Below are 18,885 nucleotides of genomic sequence, written 5' to 3' on the forward strand. Positions count from 1 at the left end.
GGGTCGTTCGCGAGGGAATTTCTAGAGGGTGATGAATCAGACATCGCCTGTCAACTTCGCGGGATGAGGGGAAGATCCGGACCGGAGGCGGGCTCACCGGACGGAGACACCGGGATGGTACTTGGGCAGGCGGACGCTGACCTTCGTCCCCGCCCCCTTCGCCGTCTCCACCACCAGGCCGTACTCGTCACCGTAGACCTGGCGCAACCGCTCGTCCACGTTGACCAGCCCCACTCCCCCGGCCCCCGAACGCTCGTCGGCGGCACCGGCGAGGATGCGGCGCAGGCGGTCGGGCTCCATGCCCACGCCGTCGTCCTCCACGCTGATCCGGCACTCGGCCCCGGCGTCCTCGGCGACGATCGAGATGCGCCCGATCCCGGGCTTGCTCTCCAGGCCGTGCTGGACCGCGTTCTCCACCAGAGGCTGCAGGCACAGGAACGGCACCGCGACCGCGAGCACCTCGGGGGCGATGCGCAACGTCACCTGCAGCTGGTCGCCGAAGCGGGCCCGTTCCAGGGTGAGGTAGCGGTCGATGGAACGCAGCTCCTCGGCCAGCGTGGTGAACTCCCCGTGCCTGCGGAAGGAGTAGCGGGTGAAGTCGGCGAACTCCAGCAGCAGCTCGCGGGAGCGGTTGGGGTCGGTACGGACGAAGCTGGCGATCGTCGTCAGCGAGTTGTAGATGAAGTGCGGGGAGATCTGCGCGCGCAGCGCCCGGACCTCGGCCTCCATCAGGCGCGTTCTCGACCGGTCGAGCTCGGCCAGCTCCAGCTGCGAGTCGACCCAGTTCGCGACCTCGTGGGCGGCCCTGACCAGCCCCGCCGAGGCGTGCCCGCCGTACGCGGCGAGCGAGCCCACCACCCTGCCGTCGGTGGTGAGCGGCACCACCACGGCGAACCTGATCGGGCACTCGGGCAGGTCGCACGAGACGACCTCGGGGCCCAGGACGCGGGTCCGGCCTCCGGAAAGCGTCTTGGCGGCGTGGGCGAACGCCTCGCGGGCGTGGTGGTCGCCCTCGCCGTCGTAGACCAGCAGCCGCTCCTCGTCGGTGATCGCCAGCGCCGGGGAGCCCAGCAGCTCCCGAAGGTAGCGGGACGCCTTCTGCGCCCCCGCCTCGGTCAGCCCCGCCCGCAGCGGCGGCGCGGCCAGGGACGCGGTGTGCAGGGTCTCGAACGTGGCCCGCTCGGCGGGGCTGCTGCCCAGCTCCCTGCGGCCGCGCAGCACCCGCCACAGCACCAGGGCGGGTACGCCGATCAGCGCGGCGACCACCAACACGGCGACGAGGGGTTCCACGCTCCGGACCTTATACGTCCGGTCACGCCCGCGCCTCGTTCATGGAGATCACGGCCGTCGCCTTTACGATGTAGATTAAATTCTTCCCGCCGGGGACCGGGACCTGTCCTCGCAGGTGGTGAGGCGCGCGGGTGGTGAGGCGCCTCTCAGTCCCGCTCCCGCCCCGGGGCGGAGGTGAAGTCGGCGGCCTGATCCGGCCGGTAGACGCCTTCCGCGCCCACCTGGGCGGCGTGGACCCGCTCGTCGGGGGCGTACAGGCGAATCTGGACGCCGTCGGGGTCGACGAAGCCCAGCGCGTGGCCGGCGGACGCCTTGATGATCGGGCTGTGCGGGACGCCGAGCCCGTCCAGACGGGCGACCCAGGCCTCAAGCCCGTCAAGGGTGACCTGGAGCGCGAAGGGGTCGGCGTCGAAGAGCGCCTTGGCCAGGGAGGGGTTCTCGCGCAGCGCGATCTGGAAGGCCGCGCCGGGGACCGTGAAGCTCATACCCCTGATCACGCCGTCCTCGTCCTGGAAGCTGGTGTGGTGTTCCAGCCCCAGGACCTTCTCGTACCAGGAACGGCTCCGCTCCAGGTCACTCACCCAGATCTTGAGGTGGTGCACACCGGTCAGTACGGCGTTCAACTCGTCTCCTCAGGGGGCCTGCGTCGTCGTGACGGTCGTGGTGAAACGGTGGTCGCGGAAGGGCGGCGGCCCTCCGCGTGCCCGAGATCAGAATAGTTCGCCTTCCGGCCCGGCATCCTGGACCTGACAGGACGTCCGGCGGCGGCAAGCTCCGGGTGGGCGGAGAGGAGGGGGTCCGCCGCCCACCCGGAAACGGTCAGATTACCCCGGCAGACATGAGTTTGGCTCGCTTGTGCGCACAGGTATCGGTCCGATCTCCGCGGACCCGACGGCCCAGTCGGGCAGACCGTCGCGCCGGAACTCCCCGACGGTCCGCTTGAGGACCCCCCATCATGCCCCGCGAGGCAGTTCCGAGGGGGTTTGGGGGACGCTTCGGGGGACATGGGCGGGCCGCCCTCGCGAATCGCCGAGAGCGGCCCTTTCCGTGCTATCGGGCATCTACTTCCTCTTGCCCCGCCGCAGGACGCGCAGGACGACCAGGACGAGCGCGGCGAAGGCAGCGACCGTCACGACGGGACGCTTGCTCGCCTCGGTCGTGACCCTGCCCGCCGCGTCCTTGATCTCGGCGGGAGTCGCCTCCCTCACCCTGCCGACGACCTCGGGAGCCGCCTCCTTCACCCGGCCGACCATCTCGGGAGCGGCCACCTTCACCCGCTCCACCATCTCGGTGGCCGTGGTGGCGGTCGCCGCCCCCACCTTGCGCAGGTCGTCGCCCACCTGGGCGGCGGTCTCCTGAATACGGCCCTTGACGTCGGTCTTGTGCACCAGTGCCTCCACTGTGTCGCCCAGTTCGCGGCGGGCGTCCTCGATGTCCCGCCGCAACGTTTCCGTGTCGTTCCCGTCGTCTCCGACGATCTTTCCGATCTTCGCCGCTTCCGTCGCTCCCGCTGCCCCGACACCGGTACCGCCGGTGTTGGCGTACGGGGTGGTCGCCGCCGTCGTCTCCGGGACGACGACGGGTGCCGCGCCCTCCCGGAGCGGGGACGTGCCGTCACGCGCCGGCTCCGAAGCGCCGAGGCCCTCGCGGGATGTGCCCTCCGGCTGGTTCGGCGGGATGTTCAGCGATCCGCTCTCGTCCGGCGTGATCGGCTCGTCGACACCCTTCCTGCGAGATCCGGTGGTTCCGGCGTCCGGCTCAAGCCGGCCGGGTCCGCCCGGGTCTGTCTCGGTCATCGGTGCGCCCTCTCTTTCACCGCGTCGATGTCGTCCTTGACGCTCTCGATGGTCCGTACGGGGGTCGGCGGAGCGGCCTCGGCGACCTGGCGCTTGCCGAAGAACCCGAGGGCGCCGGCCACGACCAGCAGCACCCCGCCCACCAGCGCGGCCGCCGCCCAGGCGGGCATGACCTGCGCGAGCAGCAGGATCACCGCGGCGACCAGGGCCGCGGCCCCGAAGAGGGCGACGATCCCCGCTCCGCCGAACAGCCCCACGCCGATCCCGGCGTGCCTGCCCTTCTCCGTCAACTCCGCTTTGGCCAGGCGCAGTTCGTCCCTGACGAGACGCGAGACCTGCTCCGACATCTGCCGGATCAGCTCGGACGTCGGCAGTGACTCCTTGGTGTTGGTCATGGACTGCCTCCTCCCTCACAGCAAGGGGACGTCTACCCTCCTCTCCCCCGGCAAACATGGGTCTGGCTGCGATGATCACAGAGGGCTCGGGGGCGTCACCGTGCCGTATCCCATGGCGAACCACTCCATGGCCCGCATTTGATCCGTTTTTGATTTCGAGCCGGGACACCCGCGACCCGGGCGGACATGGCGGCGATCATGACGACCCGGTCCGGGGATCCGGGATCACGGCGGTCCGCCAGGAAACCCCGGCCCCCCGGCCGGCGAGGCCGGACGCCCCGGCGGAGCGGCACCGCCACCCACGCGTCCGGTGCGGGTGGACACCTCGATCGCTCTCACCCCCGGGATGCGTCATGATCATAGGGAGGCCCGCGTGTCCGAGTGGTGGAAAAGTAGAGGTACGGGCGAAGATGAGCCTCTTGGGATAGTGCGGGGCACGATGAACACGAGCAGGAAGGCGGCACGCTAGAGATGGCACAGATCGTCGGCGGCGGAAGCCCGGTCAACGACGCCGAGCGACGGGTCATCGCACACCTGCGAGACAACGCCCCGGACGACTGGCTGCTGCTGCACAACATCGAGGTGCCCCGCGGAGACGACATCTTCGAGGTGGACGCGATCGTCCTGACCGGCCACTCGCTCTGCGTCATCGACGTCAAGGGCACCCGCGGCCGGATCGAGGTCGCCGGGACCCGCTGGTTCCCGCTGCGGCGTGAGGCGTTCGGCTCCCCCGTCGCCAAGCTGCGCGGCAACGGGCGCGCCCTGAAGGGCCTGCTCACCCAGGAGCGCCGCGAGCTGGACCGGGTCTACGTCGACAGCCTCGTGGTGCTCACCGGCCCCGACGCCGAACTGGTCGACCCCGCGGGCCGCGACTCGCGGCACGTCACCGACCTCGCCGGGCTGATCGACACGCTGAGCGACGTCTCCCGCGTCAGGCGCGGCCACACCACCGACACCGCGCCGTACGGCACCGCGATCATCGAGGCGCTCAACGGGAGCGTGCGGCGCTCCACGGCGCCGCCACGCTTCGGCAGCTGGGAGGTGGAGGAGCAGCTGGGCGGCGACAACCGGGTCACCGAGTACCGCGCGATCAACGCGACGGTCCCCGGCAGCGAGACGGTCCTGCTGCGCGTCTACCGGGCGGATCCGCTGGCACAGGAGGAGCCGAGGGCGGCGGAGCGACGGCTGATCACCAACGCCTACCAGGCCCTCACCAGGATCCCCCCGCACCCGTGCGTGGTGCGCGCCCGCGACTTCTTCGCCATCGACGACGAGAGCCGGTTCGTGCTCGTCCTCGACGACGTGCACGGCCAGGCGCTGCACCTGCACCTCACCGCCTCCCCGCCCACGCTCTCCACCGCCGCCCGGCTGGACGTGGTGGAGGACATGCTTCGCGGCCTGGCCCACGTCCACGCCAACAACGTGATCCACCGGGCGCTCAGCCCCGCGTGCGTGCTGGTGACGGAGGAGGGCCGGGCCATGCTCACCGGGTTCGACTACGCCAAGCCGGGGCCCCGCGCCCACACCGTGGCCAACGAGCTGCCCAACGTCCTCGACACCCACTACGCCGCTCCCGAGTGCCAGGCCATGCCCGTGCGGGTGACGGCCGCCTCCGACGTGTACGCGGCCGGGGTGATCGCCTTCCAGCTGCTGACCGGGAGGCTCCCGCCGATCACCCCCGACGCCGAGCCCGCCTCCGCTTCCGCCTCCGGCGAGGCGTCCGTGGAGGTGATGGACCTGCTGCGGCGCATGCGCGACCACGCGACGCACAAGCGTCCCAGCGCCGCCGAGGCCCTCGCCGACCTGCGGCGGGCTCTGGCCCCCGGCGGACCCCGCCCGCCGGAGCCCGCCGGCCGGATCCCCTCCCCGCAGCAACTCGCCGTACCACCGGATCCCGCCGGATCGGACGCCCTCCCCCACGGCGTCCCGCCGCAGGACGCCCCCTCTCAGGACACCCGCCCTCAGGACGTCCGGCCACAGCCCGCCGAGCCCTCGCACGGCGGCCTCCCGCAGAGCCCGGCACCTCAAGGCCCGGACTCTTCAGGCCCGGACTCTTCGGACAACGGCGCGGCGAGCAACGCGCGACCGGAAGGGCTCGGGCAGGAAGCCCTCCCTGCCCAGGCCCGCCCCCAGGCTCCCGCGCGGTCCGAGGACGAGCGCCCCGAGAGCCCGCCCGCACCGGAGACGCTGCTCGGCAGGCTCAGGACGGGACTACGGCGCATCACCGGCAAAAAGCCGTGAAGGCGAATCGGCCACCCACCGTCGCCCGGACCTGAGCCCGGGCGGGCGGAGGTCAGCGGCGGCGGGTGGGGCCGCCGCGGAAGCGGTCGAGGAGCCCGCGCAGCCTCTGCTGGTTGCGCGGGTCGCGGGCCATGGTCTTGGCCTTCTCCATGTTTCGCCGTCCCTGCGGGGTGCTCAGGTAGCGTCGGACCCGGTCGATCAGCGATGCCATGGTGCCCTCCATCTGTCGGAGACCTTCGACTACCCGGTGACGCCGGTTCCAATCGCCGCCGGCACCGGGCCGCACCGGGCTCAGGAGTCGACGAAGTCGTCGGGGACCATCACCCGCAGGCCGTTGGGGATGGTGCGGATCGTGATCGGGGTCATCAGGCGGACCTCGCCGTCGACGTCGGCGGCCATCGGCGGGTCGGTCTCCAGGTGCATCTCGCGTCCCACGACGAAGGGGCCTCCCGCCAGGCTGAGCCAGCGGCCGCTGCCGGCGCGGACCATGGTCTCCAGCAGCAGGCGCAAGCGCTTGCCCGACCCGAGCTGGTACGCGACCAGGAGCCCGTTGTCGATGCTGATGTCCCTGGCGACCTGCCAGCCGCCGTGGAAACGGCCGTTGGCGATGTTGAGCTGGTGGGTGAGCAGCTCGTGGCGGCGCCCGTCCACGGTGAGGAAGGCACGGAACGGCCGGTGGCCCGGCAGGATCGTGAGGGCCGTGAGCGGGTAGGCGGCGCGACCGAGAAGACGCTTCACCCCGTGCCTGACCTTGCCCGCCACCTCCACGGAGACCCCGAAACTGGCCAGGTTGGCGAACTCGCGGTCTCCGGCCACGCCCAGGTCGATGTCGGCGACCTTCCCCGTGCGCAGCACCCGGATCGCTCCGGCGAGGTCGAGGGGGACGCCCAGGCTTCGGACGAAGTTGTTGGTCGTGCCCAGGGGCAGCACGCCCAGGGCGACGTCGCGGTGGGCGACGTGCTTGACGGCGGCGCTGAGCGTGCCGTCGCCGCCCCCCACGACGAGCAGGTCGGGCTCGGAGGCGAGGGCCTCCTCCAGGGTGGCGCGCAGGCGCTTGGGGTCGACCACAGGCAGGAAACGGATCGAGTCGAACCCCTCGGCCCGCAGCGCGCGGACCACGGCGGCGTAGTGGCGCCGGCCTCGGCGCGAGCGCGTGTTGACGACCACGCAGACCCTGCCCTTGGTCCGGATGGCCTCGGTGTGCTCGGCCTTGCTTCGAAGCTCTCCCACGCTGCCCCTGTCCGATCGGATGGTCGCCCGTTCAAATGGTAGGGCCCCGCCGTCGATGACGGCGGGGCCCTACCGATTGTGGGATCTCGTTTACCTTGCCAGCCGGTGCCCTTACTGCTTGGGCGGGGTGACCTGCACGATCGCGCCGAGGTCGCCGGGGAGCGGGGTGATCAGCTTGAGCTTCACGCCCAGCGCCCTGCCCTCGTCACCGGGGTTGCCCGAGCCGAGGACGTGGCCGTTGCCCATGTCGGTCCCGTACAGCTCGGTGGCCGGGGTGCCGTCGGCGTTGACGATCCGGGTGCTGTAGAGCTGGTCGCCCTTGGACGGGACGACCGTGGAGGCGTCGAAGTCGCGGTAGAACAGGCTGGTGCCGCGCGCCTCGAACCCGGGGTACCAGGTCTTCGCGTCGGTGAACTCGGAGACCCCCTTCTGCGCGGCCACCTTGGTGCAGTACTCGCTGAAGGGCTCGCCCGGCCCCTCGAAGCACTCGGTGAAGGGGTAGGTCTTGGCGAAGGAGAAGGCGGCGTTCGAGCTCTGCACGCGGCCGCTCATGTTCTTGAGCGTGGTGGTGTCCTTCGCGGCCGCCGCTCCGGTCCGCCGCAGCGGGTCGAAGTGGGAGTCGACGAGGAGCAGGCTGCCCTTGGAGCCGATGCTCGGCGCCAGGTCGAGGTTGTTCGCCACCGAGTTGTTGGTGTAGTTGGAGTCGCGGAACCACACGAGCAGGCCGGGGGCGTTGTACTTGACCTTCTCCACCTTCCAGGAGCCCTCGCGGGAGTAGTTGGTGGCGTAGGTGTACTGCAGGCCCTTGTCGAACCCGTCGAGGTTGCGCCACTCGGCCAGATAGAACCGGGAGACCTCGCGCTTGCCGTCGTTGACGACCCAGCCCTTGCCGGTGGTGCCGTTGAAGGTGCCGCCGTTCGCCGTCCAGCCGGCGGCGCCGCTCTCCAGGTCGTCGCTCCAGACGGTCTGGGCGCCGTTGGTGAGCGCGAAGTCGTCGACGTGCCAGCCGCGCGGGGTGTAGGCGGCGTCGGTGTTGTACGTCAGGCGCAGCTTGACGGTCGTACCGGCGAACGGGGTGAGGTCGACGTAGTCGTGCCGCCAGCCGCCGGTGTCACCGGCGAGGCCGTACTTCTTGTTGCCGAACGCGGCCAGGTTGCCGTTGGGGTCGGGGTAGTCGTCGCCGGTAGAGACCAGGGCGCCGCCCTCGGTGTAGACCTTCTGCTGGGCCCAGGTCGTGCCGCCGTCCGTGGAGACCTCGACGAAGCCGAAGTCCCAGTCCTCCTCGATCTCGTAGTTGTTCCACATCCAGAACTTCAGGTCGCTTCCCGCGGGCACCTGGACGTCACGGCCGATCTTGACGTTCGCCCACTCCTGGTCGAAGTTGGACCAGAACGTCTTGGTGCCGCTGTGCGGCTCGACCATCGTGACCGGAGGGCTGGTCAGGTTCACCCTGACGCCGTCCTGGGTGAGCTTGGGTGTGCGCGAGGCCTGGCCGATCGTCACCAGGCCGACGCGGTCGCCCGGGTCGAAGACCTTGGGGTTGGCCCAGCCGAGGACCCACTTGCCCCAGAGGCTCATGTGGGTGGGCATCGACTGGAAGATCGGGCCGCTGTGCGAGCCGCTGGACATCAGGTCCCAGAAGTCGACGGCCGAGGAGGCCTGGCCGCTGGTGTCGTAGAGGTCGGGAAGACCCAGGTCGTGGCCGTACTCGTGGGCGAAGACGCCGACGCCGGAGTCCTCGGGCTGCACGATGTAGTTGGAGATCTTCACGTTCTGACCGGGCACCTGGTAGCCGCCGGCCACCGCGCTGGAGTGCGCCCAGATCGCGTAGGTGCCCTCGGCGCCGCCGTCGGAGGACTTGTCCTTGCCCGCGTGGACGAGGACCAGGTGGTCGATCACGCCGTCGGGCTCGGCGAAGTTCCCGTCGCCGTCGGCGTCGCCGACGTCCTCGAGGTCGTAGTCGGCCCAGGGGAAGTTCGGGTCGGAGGCGGCGAGGGTGTTGACCGCGTCGATGGCGAGCTGGCCGGCCCCGCGCGGGTTGTCCGGGTGGCCGCTCATGTCCTGCACCGGCTGGCCGCAGGCGCGCGCGCCGTAGTAGGCCTCGGAGTGCGGGACCTTGATCCACGGGCTGGCCTGGCCGGTGACCGTGTAGGCGCCCTTGGACATCTCCTCGTACATGTTCTTCATGGTGTAGCCGGAGATGTCGATGCCCTTGCGGCCGTCGCGGGGGTCGGTCAGGTCGGTGCGGACGCGCTGGGTGATGCCCTGCTTGGTGTAGAGCATCTTGTTGAAGTGGTCGGGGCTGAAGTCGGGCACCCAGAAGCTGTTGTTGTCCTTGTGCGGCAGGGTGGCCGGGTTGGGGATCTTGTTGTGCAGCGGGCCGTTGAGCAGCGTGCCCGGCGGCTCGGTGACGCACTCGGCCGGGTCCTCGCTGTTCACGTCGGCCGGGCGGGAGAAGCCGGAGAAGTCGTCGTTGGCCTTGTCGTCGAACTCCACCAGCAGCGTGAGGAGCTTGGCCGTCTTGACGGTCTTCGACTTCTTGAAGATGAAGTCGGCGGGGTTGATCCCCGTCCTGATCGCCTGCGCCTCGCGGGCGGCCAGCACCCGCGCGGCCACCGGGTTGCCCTGCGAGTACTTCTCGGCGATCTTCTTGGAGGGACCGGCCTTGCGCGCCTTGGCCGACGGGACGGCGGGGTCCTTGACCTCCGGCTCGTCCCTGGGAGGCGCGTAGTTGATGTAGTAGTCGGCCGCGGTCGGCTCGTACCGCGCGACCGAGGTGTCGCTCTCGGCCGACGCACCGCTCACGGCCAATCCCGTGACGGCCAGGCCGAGCACGGGGACTATCGCGAGAAGGCGCCTGCGAGCGCTCCCGCTCCTGACTCTGCCGGACAACGTGTCCCCTTCCTGCCGCCCGGGTTCACCGGACGCGTCCACCACCGGCGCGCCGTATGAGCGCGCCGAACGGGGACGTTAGACGAGAAAGTAAAGGAAGAGTCAAGAGACCAAATGATGTTGCGAAACTGCAATAAAACGTGTTTTGTCCGGAGAAGGCATGTTGGCATAGGCCGTAAAGTCCAATATGTGACCGCAATCTCCGCACTCGCCGCCGCGCTCGCACCGGAGAAGGTGCTGACCGATCCCGACGTGACCGACTCCTACGCGCGTGACCGGACCTTCCTGGAGCCGGGCAAACCGCTCGCCGTGGTGCTCGCCCACACCAGGGACGACGTGGTCGCCGTGATGAGATGGGCCACCGAGCACCGGGTGCCCGTCGTCCCCAGGGGCGCCGGGACCGGGCTGGCGGGCGGGGCGACCGCCGTCGAGGGATGCGTCGTGCTCGCGCTGCACAGGATGGCGGCGATCAGGGAGCTCTCCCCCGCCGACGAGATGGCCGTGGTCGAGCCGGGCGTCATCACCGCCGACCTGGACCGGGCCGCCCGCGAGCACGGGCTGATGTACGCCCCCGACCCCTCCTCGTACGAGATCTCCACCATCGGCGGCAACCTCGCCACCAACGCGGGCGGGCTGCGGTGCGTGAAGTACGGCGTGACCCGCGACTCGGCGATGGGCCTGGAGGTCGTGCTCGCCGACGGGCGGGTGATCAACACCGGCAGGCGCACCGTGAAGGGCGTGACCGGGTACGACCTGACCGGGCTGTTCGTCGGCTCCGAGGGCACTCTGGGGGTCATCACCGCGGCGACGGTACGGCTGCGCAGGGCACCTTCGGTCTACCCGGCGACGATCGCGGCCGAGTTCACCTCGCTCAGGGACGCCGCCGCCGCGGTCTCGGCGATCATCGCGGCCGGATGCCAGCCGTCGCTGATGGAGATGCTCGACCGCAACACGCTCAAGGCCATCGACGACTGGCGGAACATCGGGCTTGAGGAGTCGACCAGGGCGATGCTGATCGCGCAGTCGGACGCGGCCGACGGGCCCGTCGTCTCCGAGCGGATGGCCGAGCTCTGCACCGCCAACGGAGCGGCCTTCGTCGCGGTGTCGTCGTCGGCGCAGGAGGCCGAGGAGCTGATCGGGGTCCGGCGGATGGCCTACCAGGCGAAGGAACGGCTGGGCAAGTGCCTGGTGGAGGACGTGTGCGTGCCGCGTTCCTCGCTGCCGTACATGATCGAGAAGATCGAGGCGATCGCCGTCAAGCACGACGTGCTGATCACCACGGTCGCGCACGCGGGCGACGGCAACCTGCACCCGGTCTTCATCTTCGACCACGCCCTGACCGAGCCGCCGCCGCAGGTGTGGGCGGCGGCCGACGAGCTCTTCAGGGAGACCCTGGAGATGGGGGGCACCCTCACCGGCGAGCACGGCGTCGGACTGCTCAAGCGGCGCTGGCTCGCGCTGGAGACCGGCCCGGTCACCGAGGAGATCCACCACGGGATCAAGCAGGTCTTCGACCCGCTCGGCATCCTCAACCCGGGCAAGGCGATCTGAGCGGGCCTTTGAGGGGGCCTGCCCCGGATTCCCCGCCTCCCCGGTCGTCGCGGCGCGAGATCGCGGGAGCTCCGGGGCACGGCGTCATGGGATCCCGGAGCAACCCGGGCCTCCACCCCCGAGGGGATCTCCGTCACCGTTCACGCTGGTAGCGTTCTGCCCCATCTAAACCTTTTTTGGGTTTTGTTCGGGGACATCGTGTTCGGGGGGACATCGTGACGGCGCCGCTCATCGAGGGGGATCCACCGCGACTGGGCCCGTTCGAGCTGATCGGACGGCTCGGCGAGGGCGGCCAGGGAGTCGTCTACCTCGGGCGGGGGCCCGAGGGCGAGCAGGTCGCCGTCAAGCTCCTGCACCACGGGCTGGTCGGCGACCCCGAGGCCAGGGCCCGCTTCCTGCGCGAGGTGTCGGTCGCACAGCGGGTCGCCAGGTTCTGCACCGCCGCCGTGCTCCACGCCGACCTCGCCGGCAGCCGCCCGTACATCGTGAGCGAGTACGTCCCAGGCCCGTCCCTGCGCCTGCTGGTCGACCGGGAGGGTCCCCGGCGCGGCGCGTCCCTGGAACGTCTCGCCGTCAGTACGGCCACCGCGCTGTCGGCGATCCACCGCGCGGGCATCCTGCACCGCGACTTCAAGCCCGCCAACGTGCTGATGGGGCCCGAGGGCCCGGTGGTGATCGACTTCGGCATCGCCAGGGCACTGGACGCGCCGGGGATGACGGCGACCGGGGTCGCGATGGGGACCCCCTCCTACCTCGCGCCCGAGCAGCTCGGCCCCGGCGAGGTGACACCCGCGGCCGACGTGTTCGCCTGGGGCGTCACGATGGTCTTCGCCGCGACCGGCAGCCCCGCGTTCGGCCAGGACTCCATCGCGATCGTGATCAACCGGATCCTGAACGCGCAGCCGGAACTGGGCACGCTGGAGGGACCGCTGCGCGACCTGGTCGCGGCCTGCCTGTCCAAGGACCCCGCATCGCGCCCCACCGCCGAACAGCTCGTCAGCCATCTGATGGGCGCGGCCCCCACCGGCCCCGTCCCGCACCCGGCCGCCCTCCCCCATCTCGGCTCCGCACCCGGCGCCACCGCCGCGACCGGTCCCGGTTCCGCTCCCGCCGCCGGCCCCACGTCCGCGACGCCCCCGCGACCGGGCGTACAGAGCGGGTACGGCCCACCACCCCAGGCCGGCCCCTGGCAGAGCGGACCCTCGCAGGGCGGACCCTCGCAGGGCGGACCCTCGCAGGGCGGATCGGCGCAGGGCGGATCGGCGCAGGGCGGTCCCGACGCCGGCGAAAGGAAGAGAACCCGGCCCGCGGGGCTCCTGCTCGCCGGAGTGGCGGTCGTGGCCGCGCTCGGCGCGACCGCGGGGGCCGCGGTGCTCCTCCAGGACAACGGGAAGGCCGCGGCGACGCGGCCGGCGGCGACCCCCACCGCGTCGGAGGTCACGGAGCCGGAGCCCGATCCGACGCTCGTCCCCGAGGTTCCGAAGGAGTCCTCCCAGCCCTCGGAAAGGGTTTCCGAGGCGGAGGAGAGAACCGAGACGGTCCCCGCGATCACGTCCTCTCCGTCCCGGCGCACCGCGCGGCCCTCCCCTCGGCCGGACGAGGATCCGATCCCCGCCACGGAAAAGCCGACGGCGAAACCCGATAGGTCCCCCTCACAGACTCCGGGACCGACGGCCTCGCCGCAGCCGAGCGCCCCCTCCAAGCCCTCGCCGTCCCCGACACCCACGGCGAAACCGACGGCGAAACCCACCACCGAGCCACCGCGGAGGCCCAACCCCCACACGGCCACCGGCGTCTGCGGCGGCGGCTACAAGGTGATCAACTCCAGGGCGCTGGGCAACGCGGCGACCGTCTATCTCCTCTACAACGCCGCCCAGGGCAAGAACTGCGTTGTCACGATGGCCCGATACGTGACCTCCGCCAAGGTCGCGATGAACGCGATCCTCCAGGTGAAGGGCGGCTCCGCCGCTAGCGACCCCGGTAAATTCACCGCCTACGCGGGTCCCGTACGGCTTCCCGCCGGGAAGAAGTGCGTGATCTGGGGCGGTTCGTACGGATCACGGTCCTGGAAGAGCGGCTGGAGCCACTGCGGCTGAGCACTGGCGATCCCGCATGCTTCGTCGGCACTTCCGATCACCGCGTCCACGGCGGCCTTGCCCCGCTCCGCCGCGATCAGTCCAACAGGACGGCGGCCTGGGAGTGAACGCACTAGAGAAAGCTGGATTCTCCCCACATCACCGGCAAACCAGCTGGGTCTGCCAGGAGTCATAGGAAGAGCACATATCCCCTCCCCTCGGAGCCTCCCCTTGCTCAAGAACCTCCTCGTGTCGGCGGCCCTGGTCGGCAGCGCCCTGATCGCACCGGCCGCCGTGGCCCTGCCCGCCTCGGCGGCGACCCTCCACGCCCAGACCCCCGCCGTTTCCGCGGGCGCTCACGCCGCCTGCCAGTATCGGCAGGACAAGCAGGTCTGGCGGTGCATCACCCCCGGCGCCTTCTGCCCGAAGGCCGCGCGCGGAAAGTACGGGTACGCCAAGGTCACCAACCGCAAGTACCGGTGCCTGTACAAGAACAGCGACCCGTACTGGCGCTGGCGGCGCGCCTGATCCTTGAGACACTGGAGAGCGCCGATCCCCGCGCAGGGGATCGGCGCTCTCCAGCGTTCTAGCCCGTCAGCAAGGTGACCGTCCTGCGCTCTTCGAGGTTCCCTCGGACACCGGCGGGGTGTCGTCTCGGGGATAGCGTCTCCGCACGAGCCGAGGAACGCCCGCCCACGTCCCCGGGAGACTCACACCGGGACGCGATCCCCTCCTCGCACACGCTTCACGAGGTCGTCGGCGGCCTCCGGCCAGCGAGCGTGATCGAAGGTGAAACCCGCTTCGAGCAGGCGGCCGGGGACGACCCGGCGGCTCTTCAGCAGGAGTTCGGTGTCCGAGCGCAGCACGAACGCACCGAGCCCGGCCATCCACCTCGTCGCGGGCAGGCCGACCCGAATCCCCCACGCCGCGCGCAACGCGCGCATGAACGCGCGCTGCGGCAGCGGATCGGGGGCGGCGAGATTCACCGGCCCGGCGAGGTCGTCCCGGTCGGCCAGGAACTCGACCGCGCGGACGAAGTCACGGTCGTGGATCCAGGACATGTACTGCGCGCCGCCCGCGATCGGGCCGCCGAGGCCGAGCCGCGTCATCCGCAGCAGGACGTCGAGGACGCCGCCGCGATCGGGACTCATCACCATCGCGGTACGCAGGGCGACCTTGCGCGTGTGCGGGGTTTCTGCCCGCTCCTGCTCCCGCTCCCAGGCTTTCGCGATCTCGACGCTGTAGGCCCAGTAGTCCGGGACACCAGGTTCGCCGCCGCCGATCACGCCGGTCGCCTCGTCGTTGGGCGCGTCGAAGCGGTGCGCGTAGACGGTGGCGGTGCTCATCTGCAACCAGACCCGGGGAGGCCGCGCGGCGGCGGCGATCGCCTCGCCCACGACCCGGGTGGAGTGCACCCGCGAGTCCATCATCGCCCTGAGGTTGGCGGCGGTGTAGCGGCAGTCGACGCTGCGCCCCGCCAGGTTGACCACGACGTCGCTGCCGTCGATCTCCCGCACCCAGGGCCCCAGCGTCTCCCCGTCCCAGCGCACGTCGTGCTCCCGCACCGGGCGCCTGGTCAGCACCACGACGTCATGTCCTGCGGCGGTCATCGCGCGATCCAGGATCACGCCTACCTGACCGCTTCCTCCGGGTATCACTATTTTCATTCGGACTCCCCAGAACGTGTGAGGCCAGCCTAGCGCGGCACACTGAACGCGTTCAAAAGAGGTCGCCCACCGGCCCGCGCGCACGCGCGGCGGCCTCACCGGCCCCGGCCGCTCGGACGAGCGGTCCTCCTCCCCCGTGCGGGTAGGCAGCGGATCCGCGGGACACGCCGGGCATGCTCGCCGACAGTCGTGAATAACCGGAAACCACTCCTTCTCGCGCAAGCTCGTACCTACTCTGGTCTCGACGATCAGTCGTGGAGGAACGCGTTCCTATGGGCAGAGCACGCCGGAAGAAGCGCACATCGATCGGCCGCGAAACCACGGCACAGCGGCAGGAGGACGCCGAGGCGTCCGATCCCGCCCGGTCGAAAGGGCTGCTGGCGTGGCTGGCGGGGATCGCCGGCGCCGTGATCCTGGCCGCGTTCGGCGTCGTGTTCACCGAGTGGTACAACGCGCACGGCTCCGACACGGTCGAGCAGGTACGCGGCGCCGCCCCGATCACCGTCGGCCACGTGGCCGTCGACTACTCCGAGCGCGACACCGTCCTGCGCGAACCGGTGACCACCCCCGAGGACCGGACACTCATACTCGCCGCCCACGCGGACAAACAGCGTGAGGCGATGCTGGCGCGCCACCGGATGGCCCTGATCGACAGCATGAACGTCACCGTCGCACTGACCGGGAACCGCAGCAGCCTGCGCATCGTGGACATCGAGCCGCGAGTCCTCGCCCGCAGGCCGGTGTCGGAGGGCGCCCGCCTGATCGCCATCACCGGCGGCGGCGAGGTGAGCACCGTCGAGATGGCCGCCGACCTCGACCGTCCCGCGCCTCGGTTCACAACCGGCGGGGACACCCCGTACTTCCGGAAGAAGCAGATCGACCTGAAACGGGATGAGCCGGTCACGCTCAGCCTGAGCTTCACCGGTAAGAAGGCGTACTACGAGTTCGACCTGCGGGTCACGGTGCTCGCGGACGGCCGTACAGAGGAGGTCGTGGTCAAGGGACCGGACGGAGGGCCGTTCCGGTTGACCGGCGAGGCCGACCGGTACCGGTCCCACTACCGGCAGGCCTCGCAGGGAGGGTGGCAGCCGGTCTCCTGCGGGAAACGCCGGACATGCTGATCACCCGCTGCCTCCGAGTCCTGGCGGCGCTCTCGGTGGCCGCCGCGCTCGCGGTCGCCGACGACGGGCGGCCCCCGCTGGAACTCGTGGGGTGGAAGACGGTGTGGTCGGCCCCCGCCGATGAGAAGGTCTCCTTCTCCTTCCTGTCCGGCGAGAATCTGATCATGGCGGCGCCGGAGGAGGGAACGGTGACCGTGCGCGATCCCGGCACCGGCGCGATCCGGCTCACCGTTCGCACCCCGCTCCACTCCCTCGGCGACGCGTGGGCCACGGCCGACACCCTCGTCGTGGCCGGGACCCGCGAAGGATCGTCGGACCGGACCCTGTACGGCTACGACCTGGCCTCCGGCGGACCGCTGTGGCGGCACGCGCTCCCCCCGTCGAGGCCACGGGAGTACACCTTCCCGCGGATCCAGGTGTCCGAGTACGGCGTCGTCGTCTTCCACCGGGAGTCCGGGCTGTTCTCGCTCGACGTGCGAACCGGCGGCGTCCGGGCGCGGGCCGCCGTGGCAATGGGCTGCGAGGCAGAGACCGATTCCACCTCCGGGGCTCTGCTGCTGCTGAGCCGCTGCGAGCAGGGCCGCGTGCGGCTCGACTCCTTCGATCCGCGCACGCTGCGGCGGAACTGGACACGTCCGGTGACCACCTGGCGCACCGCGCCGGGCGTCGGCGTCCGGCTCTGGTTCAAGGAGGCGTCGGAGGGCTTCGTCATCGCGGCGTTGGACGGCGACGATTTCCTCTTCACCCGGGACGGCACACCGCTGCCCCGCTCCCACCTGGAGCGGGCCACCGCCAAGATCCCGGCACCGGAGATCGGCCCGCACCCCGACGCCGAGGACCGCCCCGGGTTCGACTGGAACAACACGTGGCCGCTGCCCGGTTACCTCAACTCGCGAGAGCAGGACAGCGGCCCTCCCGTCCCGCTCCCCCTCGACCGGCCGCTCACCCACACCACCGTCTTCGTAGGGACGACCTCCCACATGGCCTTCATCCACGGTGACGCCCACATCACCGCCCTGCGTCCCGTCTACGGACGTCCCACCGGTCCCGTCGCACTCGGCGGCGTCCCGCCGGGCGATTGGCCGGACGCCTGCTCCCTGCTCACCTCGCGCGACCTCGGCGGGGACTTCCACCACGTCCCGGGAGACAAATCCCTGGGCCGCCTCACGTTGCCCAGGCCCGTGACCTGCGACTGGGTGTCCCCCGAGGACGACCGCGGGGTCATCTCGCTCTCCGTGAGCTGGGTGTCCCCGTACGCCGGCGCCCTCTTCGCCGCCGCCGCCGAGCTGACCAGGCGCCACGAGAGCTTCGACCACGACCCCACGGTCGAGGGCGAGGGCGTCTTCTCCTACACCGCCCACGGCCCCGGAGGAACCTTCGGCGCGGCGCTGGTCAACGTGGGCCCGGTCATCGTCCATCTGACGTCGCCGTCGCGACTGATGCTGCGCCTGGCCGCGTCCCGGGTGCGTGACAACCTGATGGCCCGCTATCGGCCGGGGGAGCCCGTCCCGCCTCCGGCGCGGACGGGCGGGTGGACCCACCTCTCCGACAGAAGGATCGGCACCGACCCTGTGGTGGACGGCGGTGTGGTGTACGCCGGCGCCGACGACGGTCTGTACGCCCTGGACGCCGTCACCGGCCGGACGCGGTGGAGATCCTGGCCGGCCGCGCCCATGCTCGTGGACGGCGTGCTCTACGGCGTGAGGAGCGACGGGGTTGCGGCCATCGACACCGCCACCGGCCGGATGCGGTGGAACCGCCGGCTCAACGTCAAAGACGTCGTCATCCAGGACGGCGGCGTGTACGCGAGCGTCGGACTCACCCACGTCGTGGCGCTGGAGGCCACCACCGGCAAGCGGCGCTGGCGCTTCCGCGTCCCCGGCACCCTGGGCCGTATGGTCGTGGCCACCGGCACCGTCCACGTGAGCAGCCGGGAAGGCATGCTGTACACCCTCGACGCCAAAACGGGCACGCTTCTCCGGCGTTCCCGCGTGGGCACCGGCAACATCGACCCGGCCGGTTACCTGGCCGCGACCGGGGAGGCCGTCTTCGTGGTCACCGGCACGAAGGTGTCCGCGCTCGACCCCGTCACCGGGAACGCACGGTGGCGCGCCCGCGTCAGCACCGCCGTCCGGTACGACCCCGTGGTGATCGGCGGCACCGTCTACCTCGGCGACTTCGCCGGGCGCACGTACGCGCTGGACGCCGCCACCGGCCGGGAACGATGGAGACTCGCCGCCGAGGGCGACAGCGGCCGGTGGAACGTCACCGCGTCACGAGGGAAGGTCCACGTCGCAGGCCTGAGCCTGCACACCCTCGATCCCGAAACCGGGAAGGAACGGTGGAGCAGGCCGCTCACCACCCAGGTGTCGGTCCACGAGGACACCGTCTTCGCCCAGGACGAGGGCGGCACGCTGCACGCGCTGGACGCGGCCACCGGCGCGCCCCGCTGGCACTTTCAGACCGGCGGCCGTTTCCAGACCCGGCCGGTCGTGGCCGGCGGCCTCGTCTACGTCGGCAGCTCGAACGGCAACCTGTACGCGCTGCGCGCCACGGACGGACTCCCCGGGCCGAACCCGGCGGAGCTCGACCGGCGCACCCGGTGAGTACGGGACGTCCGGTACGAG

14 protein-coding genes are annotated in these 18,885 nt (G+C 70.9%); 6 read left to right on the top strand and 8 right to left on the bottom strand.

The window, feature by feature from the left end:
• Positions 1-93: 93 nt before the first annotated feature.
• The 4 genes from ACFY3V_RS12165 to ACFY3V_RS12180 all read right to left on the bottom strand — a co-directional run bounded on the left by ACFY3V_RS12165 (position 94) and on the right by ACFY3V_RS12180 (position 3,481).
• Positions 94-1,290 carry a histidine kinase gene (locus ACFY3V_RS12165; RefSeq protein WP_362900822.1) on the bottom strand — a complete coding sequence of 399 codons (1,197 nt, stop codon included), beginning with the start codon at positions 1,288-1,290 and terminating at the stop codon, positions 94-96.
• Between the two features lie 146 nt (positions 1,291-1,436).
• Positions 1,437-1,913, bottom strand: coding sequence for a VOC family protein (locus tag ACFY3V_RS12170; RefSeq protein WP_389772608.1), 477 nt, complete (start codon positions 1,911-1,913; stop codon positions 1,437-1,439).
• A 438-nt stretch (positions 1,914-2,351) separates the two neighbouring features.
• Positions 2,352-3,086 (bottom strand): DUF3618 domain-containing protein, encoded by a 735-nt coding sequence (locus ACFY3V_RS12175; RefSeq protein WP_362900820.1) that lies wholly within the window; start codon positions 3,084-3,086, stop codon positions 2,352-2,354.
• The gene (locus tag ACFY3V_RS12180) at positions 3,083-3,481 is read right to left on the bottom strand and encodes a phage holin family protein (protein WP_350943950.1); all 399 of its coding nucleotides are present in this window, start codon (positions 3,479-3,481) and stop codon (positions 3,083-3,085) included. The genes ACFY3V_RS12175 and ACFY3V_RS12180 overlap by 4 nt, the downstream gene beginning before the upstream one ends.
• 471 nt (positions 3,482-3,952) lie before the next feature.
• On the opposite strand from ACFY3V_RS12180, the gene ACFY3V_RS12185 reads away from it, so the two are divergent.
• Positions 3,953-5,722, top strand: coding sequence for an NERD domain-containing protein (locus ACFY3V_RS12185; RefSeq protein WP_362900818.1), 1,770 nt, complete (start codon positions 3,953-3,955; stop codon positions 5,720-5,722).
• A 52-nt stretch (positions 5,723-5,774) separates the two neighbouring features.
• Here the strand turns inward: ACFY3V_RS12185 and ACFY3V_RS12190 are convergent, their stop codons facing one another.
• The 3 genes from ACFY3V_RS12190 to ACFY3V_RS12200 form a co-directional block, all read right to left on the bottom strand.
• Complete coding sequence (locus tag ACFY3V_RS12190) at positions 5,775-5,933, bottom strand: hypothetical protein (protein ID WP_350943952.1); 159 nt, start codon at positions 5,931-5,933, stop codon at positions 5,775-5,777.
• Positions 5,934-6,013: 80 nt separating this feature from the next.
• Positions 6,014-6,952, bottom strand: coding sequence for a YegS/Rv2252/BmrU family lipid kinase (locus ACFY3V_RS12195; protein ID WP_362900816.1), 939 nt, complete (start codon positions 6,950-6,952; stop codon positions 6,014-6,016).
• Positions 6,953-7,063: 111 nt separating this feature from the next.
• The gene (locus ACFY3V_RS12200; protein WP_389772615.1) at positions 7,064-9,844 is read right to left on the bottom strand and encodes an immune inhibitor A domain-containing protein; all 2,781 of its coding nucleotides are present in this window, start codon (positions 9,842-9,844) and stop codon (positions 7,064-7,066) included.
• 189 nt (positions 9,845-10,033) lie between these two features.
• On the opposite strand from ACFY3V_RS12200, the gene ACFY3V_RS12205 reads away from it, so the two are divergent.
• The 3 genes from ACFY3V_RS12205 (at position 10,034) to ACFY3V_RS12215 (ending at position 13,998) form a co-directional block, all read left to right on the top strand.
• A complete protein-coding gene (locus ACFY3V_RS12205) occupies positions 10,034-11,395 on the top strand; it encodes an FAD-linked oxidase C-terminal domain-containing protein (protein WP_350943955.1) in 1,362 nt (453 codons plus the stop codon).
• 215 nt (positions 11,396-11,610) lie between these two features.
• Positions 11,611-13,491, top strand: a complete 1,881-nt coding sequence (locus ACFY3V_RS12210) for a protein kinase (RefSeq protein WP_389772619.1) — start codon at positions 11,611-11,613, stop codon at positions 13,489-13,491.
• Positions 13,492-13,701: 210 nt separating this feature from the next.
• Positions 13,702-13,998, top strand: a complete 297-nt coding sequence (locus ACFY3V_RS12215; RefSeq protein ID WP_389772622.1) for a hypothetical protein — start codon at positions 13,702-13,704, stop codon at positions 13,996-13,998.
• 182 nt (positions 13,999-14,180) lie between these two features.
• Here ACFY3V_RS12215 and ACFY3V_RS12220 read toward each other — a convergent pair whose 3' ends face one another.
• The gene (locus ACFY3V_RS12220) at positions 14,181-15,137 is read right to left on the bottom strand and encodes a TIGR01777 family oxidoreductase (RefSeq protein WP_389772625.1); all 957 of its coding nucleotides are present in this window, start codon (positions 15,135-15,137) and stop codon (positions 14,181-14,183) included.
• Positions 15,138-15,409: 272 nt separating this feature from the next.
• On the opposite strand from ACFY3V_RS12220, the gene ACFY3V_RS12225 reads away from it, so the two are divergent.
• On the top strand, positions 15,410-16,258 hold the full coding sequence (locus tag ACFY3V_RS12225) for a hypothetical protein (protein ID WP_389772628.1): 849 nt from the start codon (positions 15,410-15,412) through the stop codon (positions 16,256-16,258).
• Positions 16,219-18,864 carry a PQQ-binding-like beta-propeller repeat protein gene (locus ACFY3V_RS12230; RefSeq protein ID WP_389772631.1) on the top strand — a complete coding sequence of 882 codons (2,646 nt, stop codon included), beginning with the start codon at positions 16,219-16,221 and terminating at the stop codon, positions 18,862-18,864. The genes ACFY3V_RS12225 and ACFY3V_RS12230 overlap by 40 nt, the downstream gene beginning before the upstream one ends.
• Positions 18,865-18,885: the final 21 nt, after the last annotated feature.

The sequence above is a fragment of the Streptosporangium sp. NPDC000095 genome (genome assembly GCF_042899335.1).
Classification (GTDB): Bacteria; Actinomycetota; Actinomycetes; order Streptosporangiales; family Streptosporangiaceae; genus Streptosporangium.

Coding starts and splice junctions, on each gene's coding strand:
- ACFY3V_RS12180 (WP_350943950.1), bottom strand. CDS start 3,481: ATGACCAACACCAAGGAGTCACTGCCGACGTCCGAGCTGATCCGGCAG.
- ACFY3V_RS12185 (WP_362900818.1), top strand. CDS start 3,953: ATGGCACAGATCGTCGGCGGCGGAAGCCCGGTCAACGACGCCGAGCGA.
- ACFY3V_RS12175 (WP_362900820.1), bottom strand. CDS start 3,086: ATGACCGAGACAGACCCGGGCGGACCCGGCCGGCTTGAGCCGGACGCC.
- ACFY3V_RS12225 (WP_389772628.1), top strand. CDS start 15,410: ATGGGCAGAGCACGCCGGAAGAAGCGCACATCGATCGGCCGCGAAACC.
- ACFY3V_RS12190 (WP_350943952.1), bottom strand. CDS start 5,933: ATGGCATCGCTGATCGACCGGGTCCGACGCTACCTGAGCACCCCGCAG.
- ACFY3V_RS12220 (WP_389772625.1), bottom strand. CDS start 15,137: ATGAAAATAGTGATACCCGGAGGAAGCGGTCAGGTAGGCGTGATCCTG.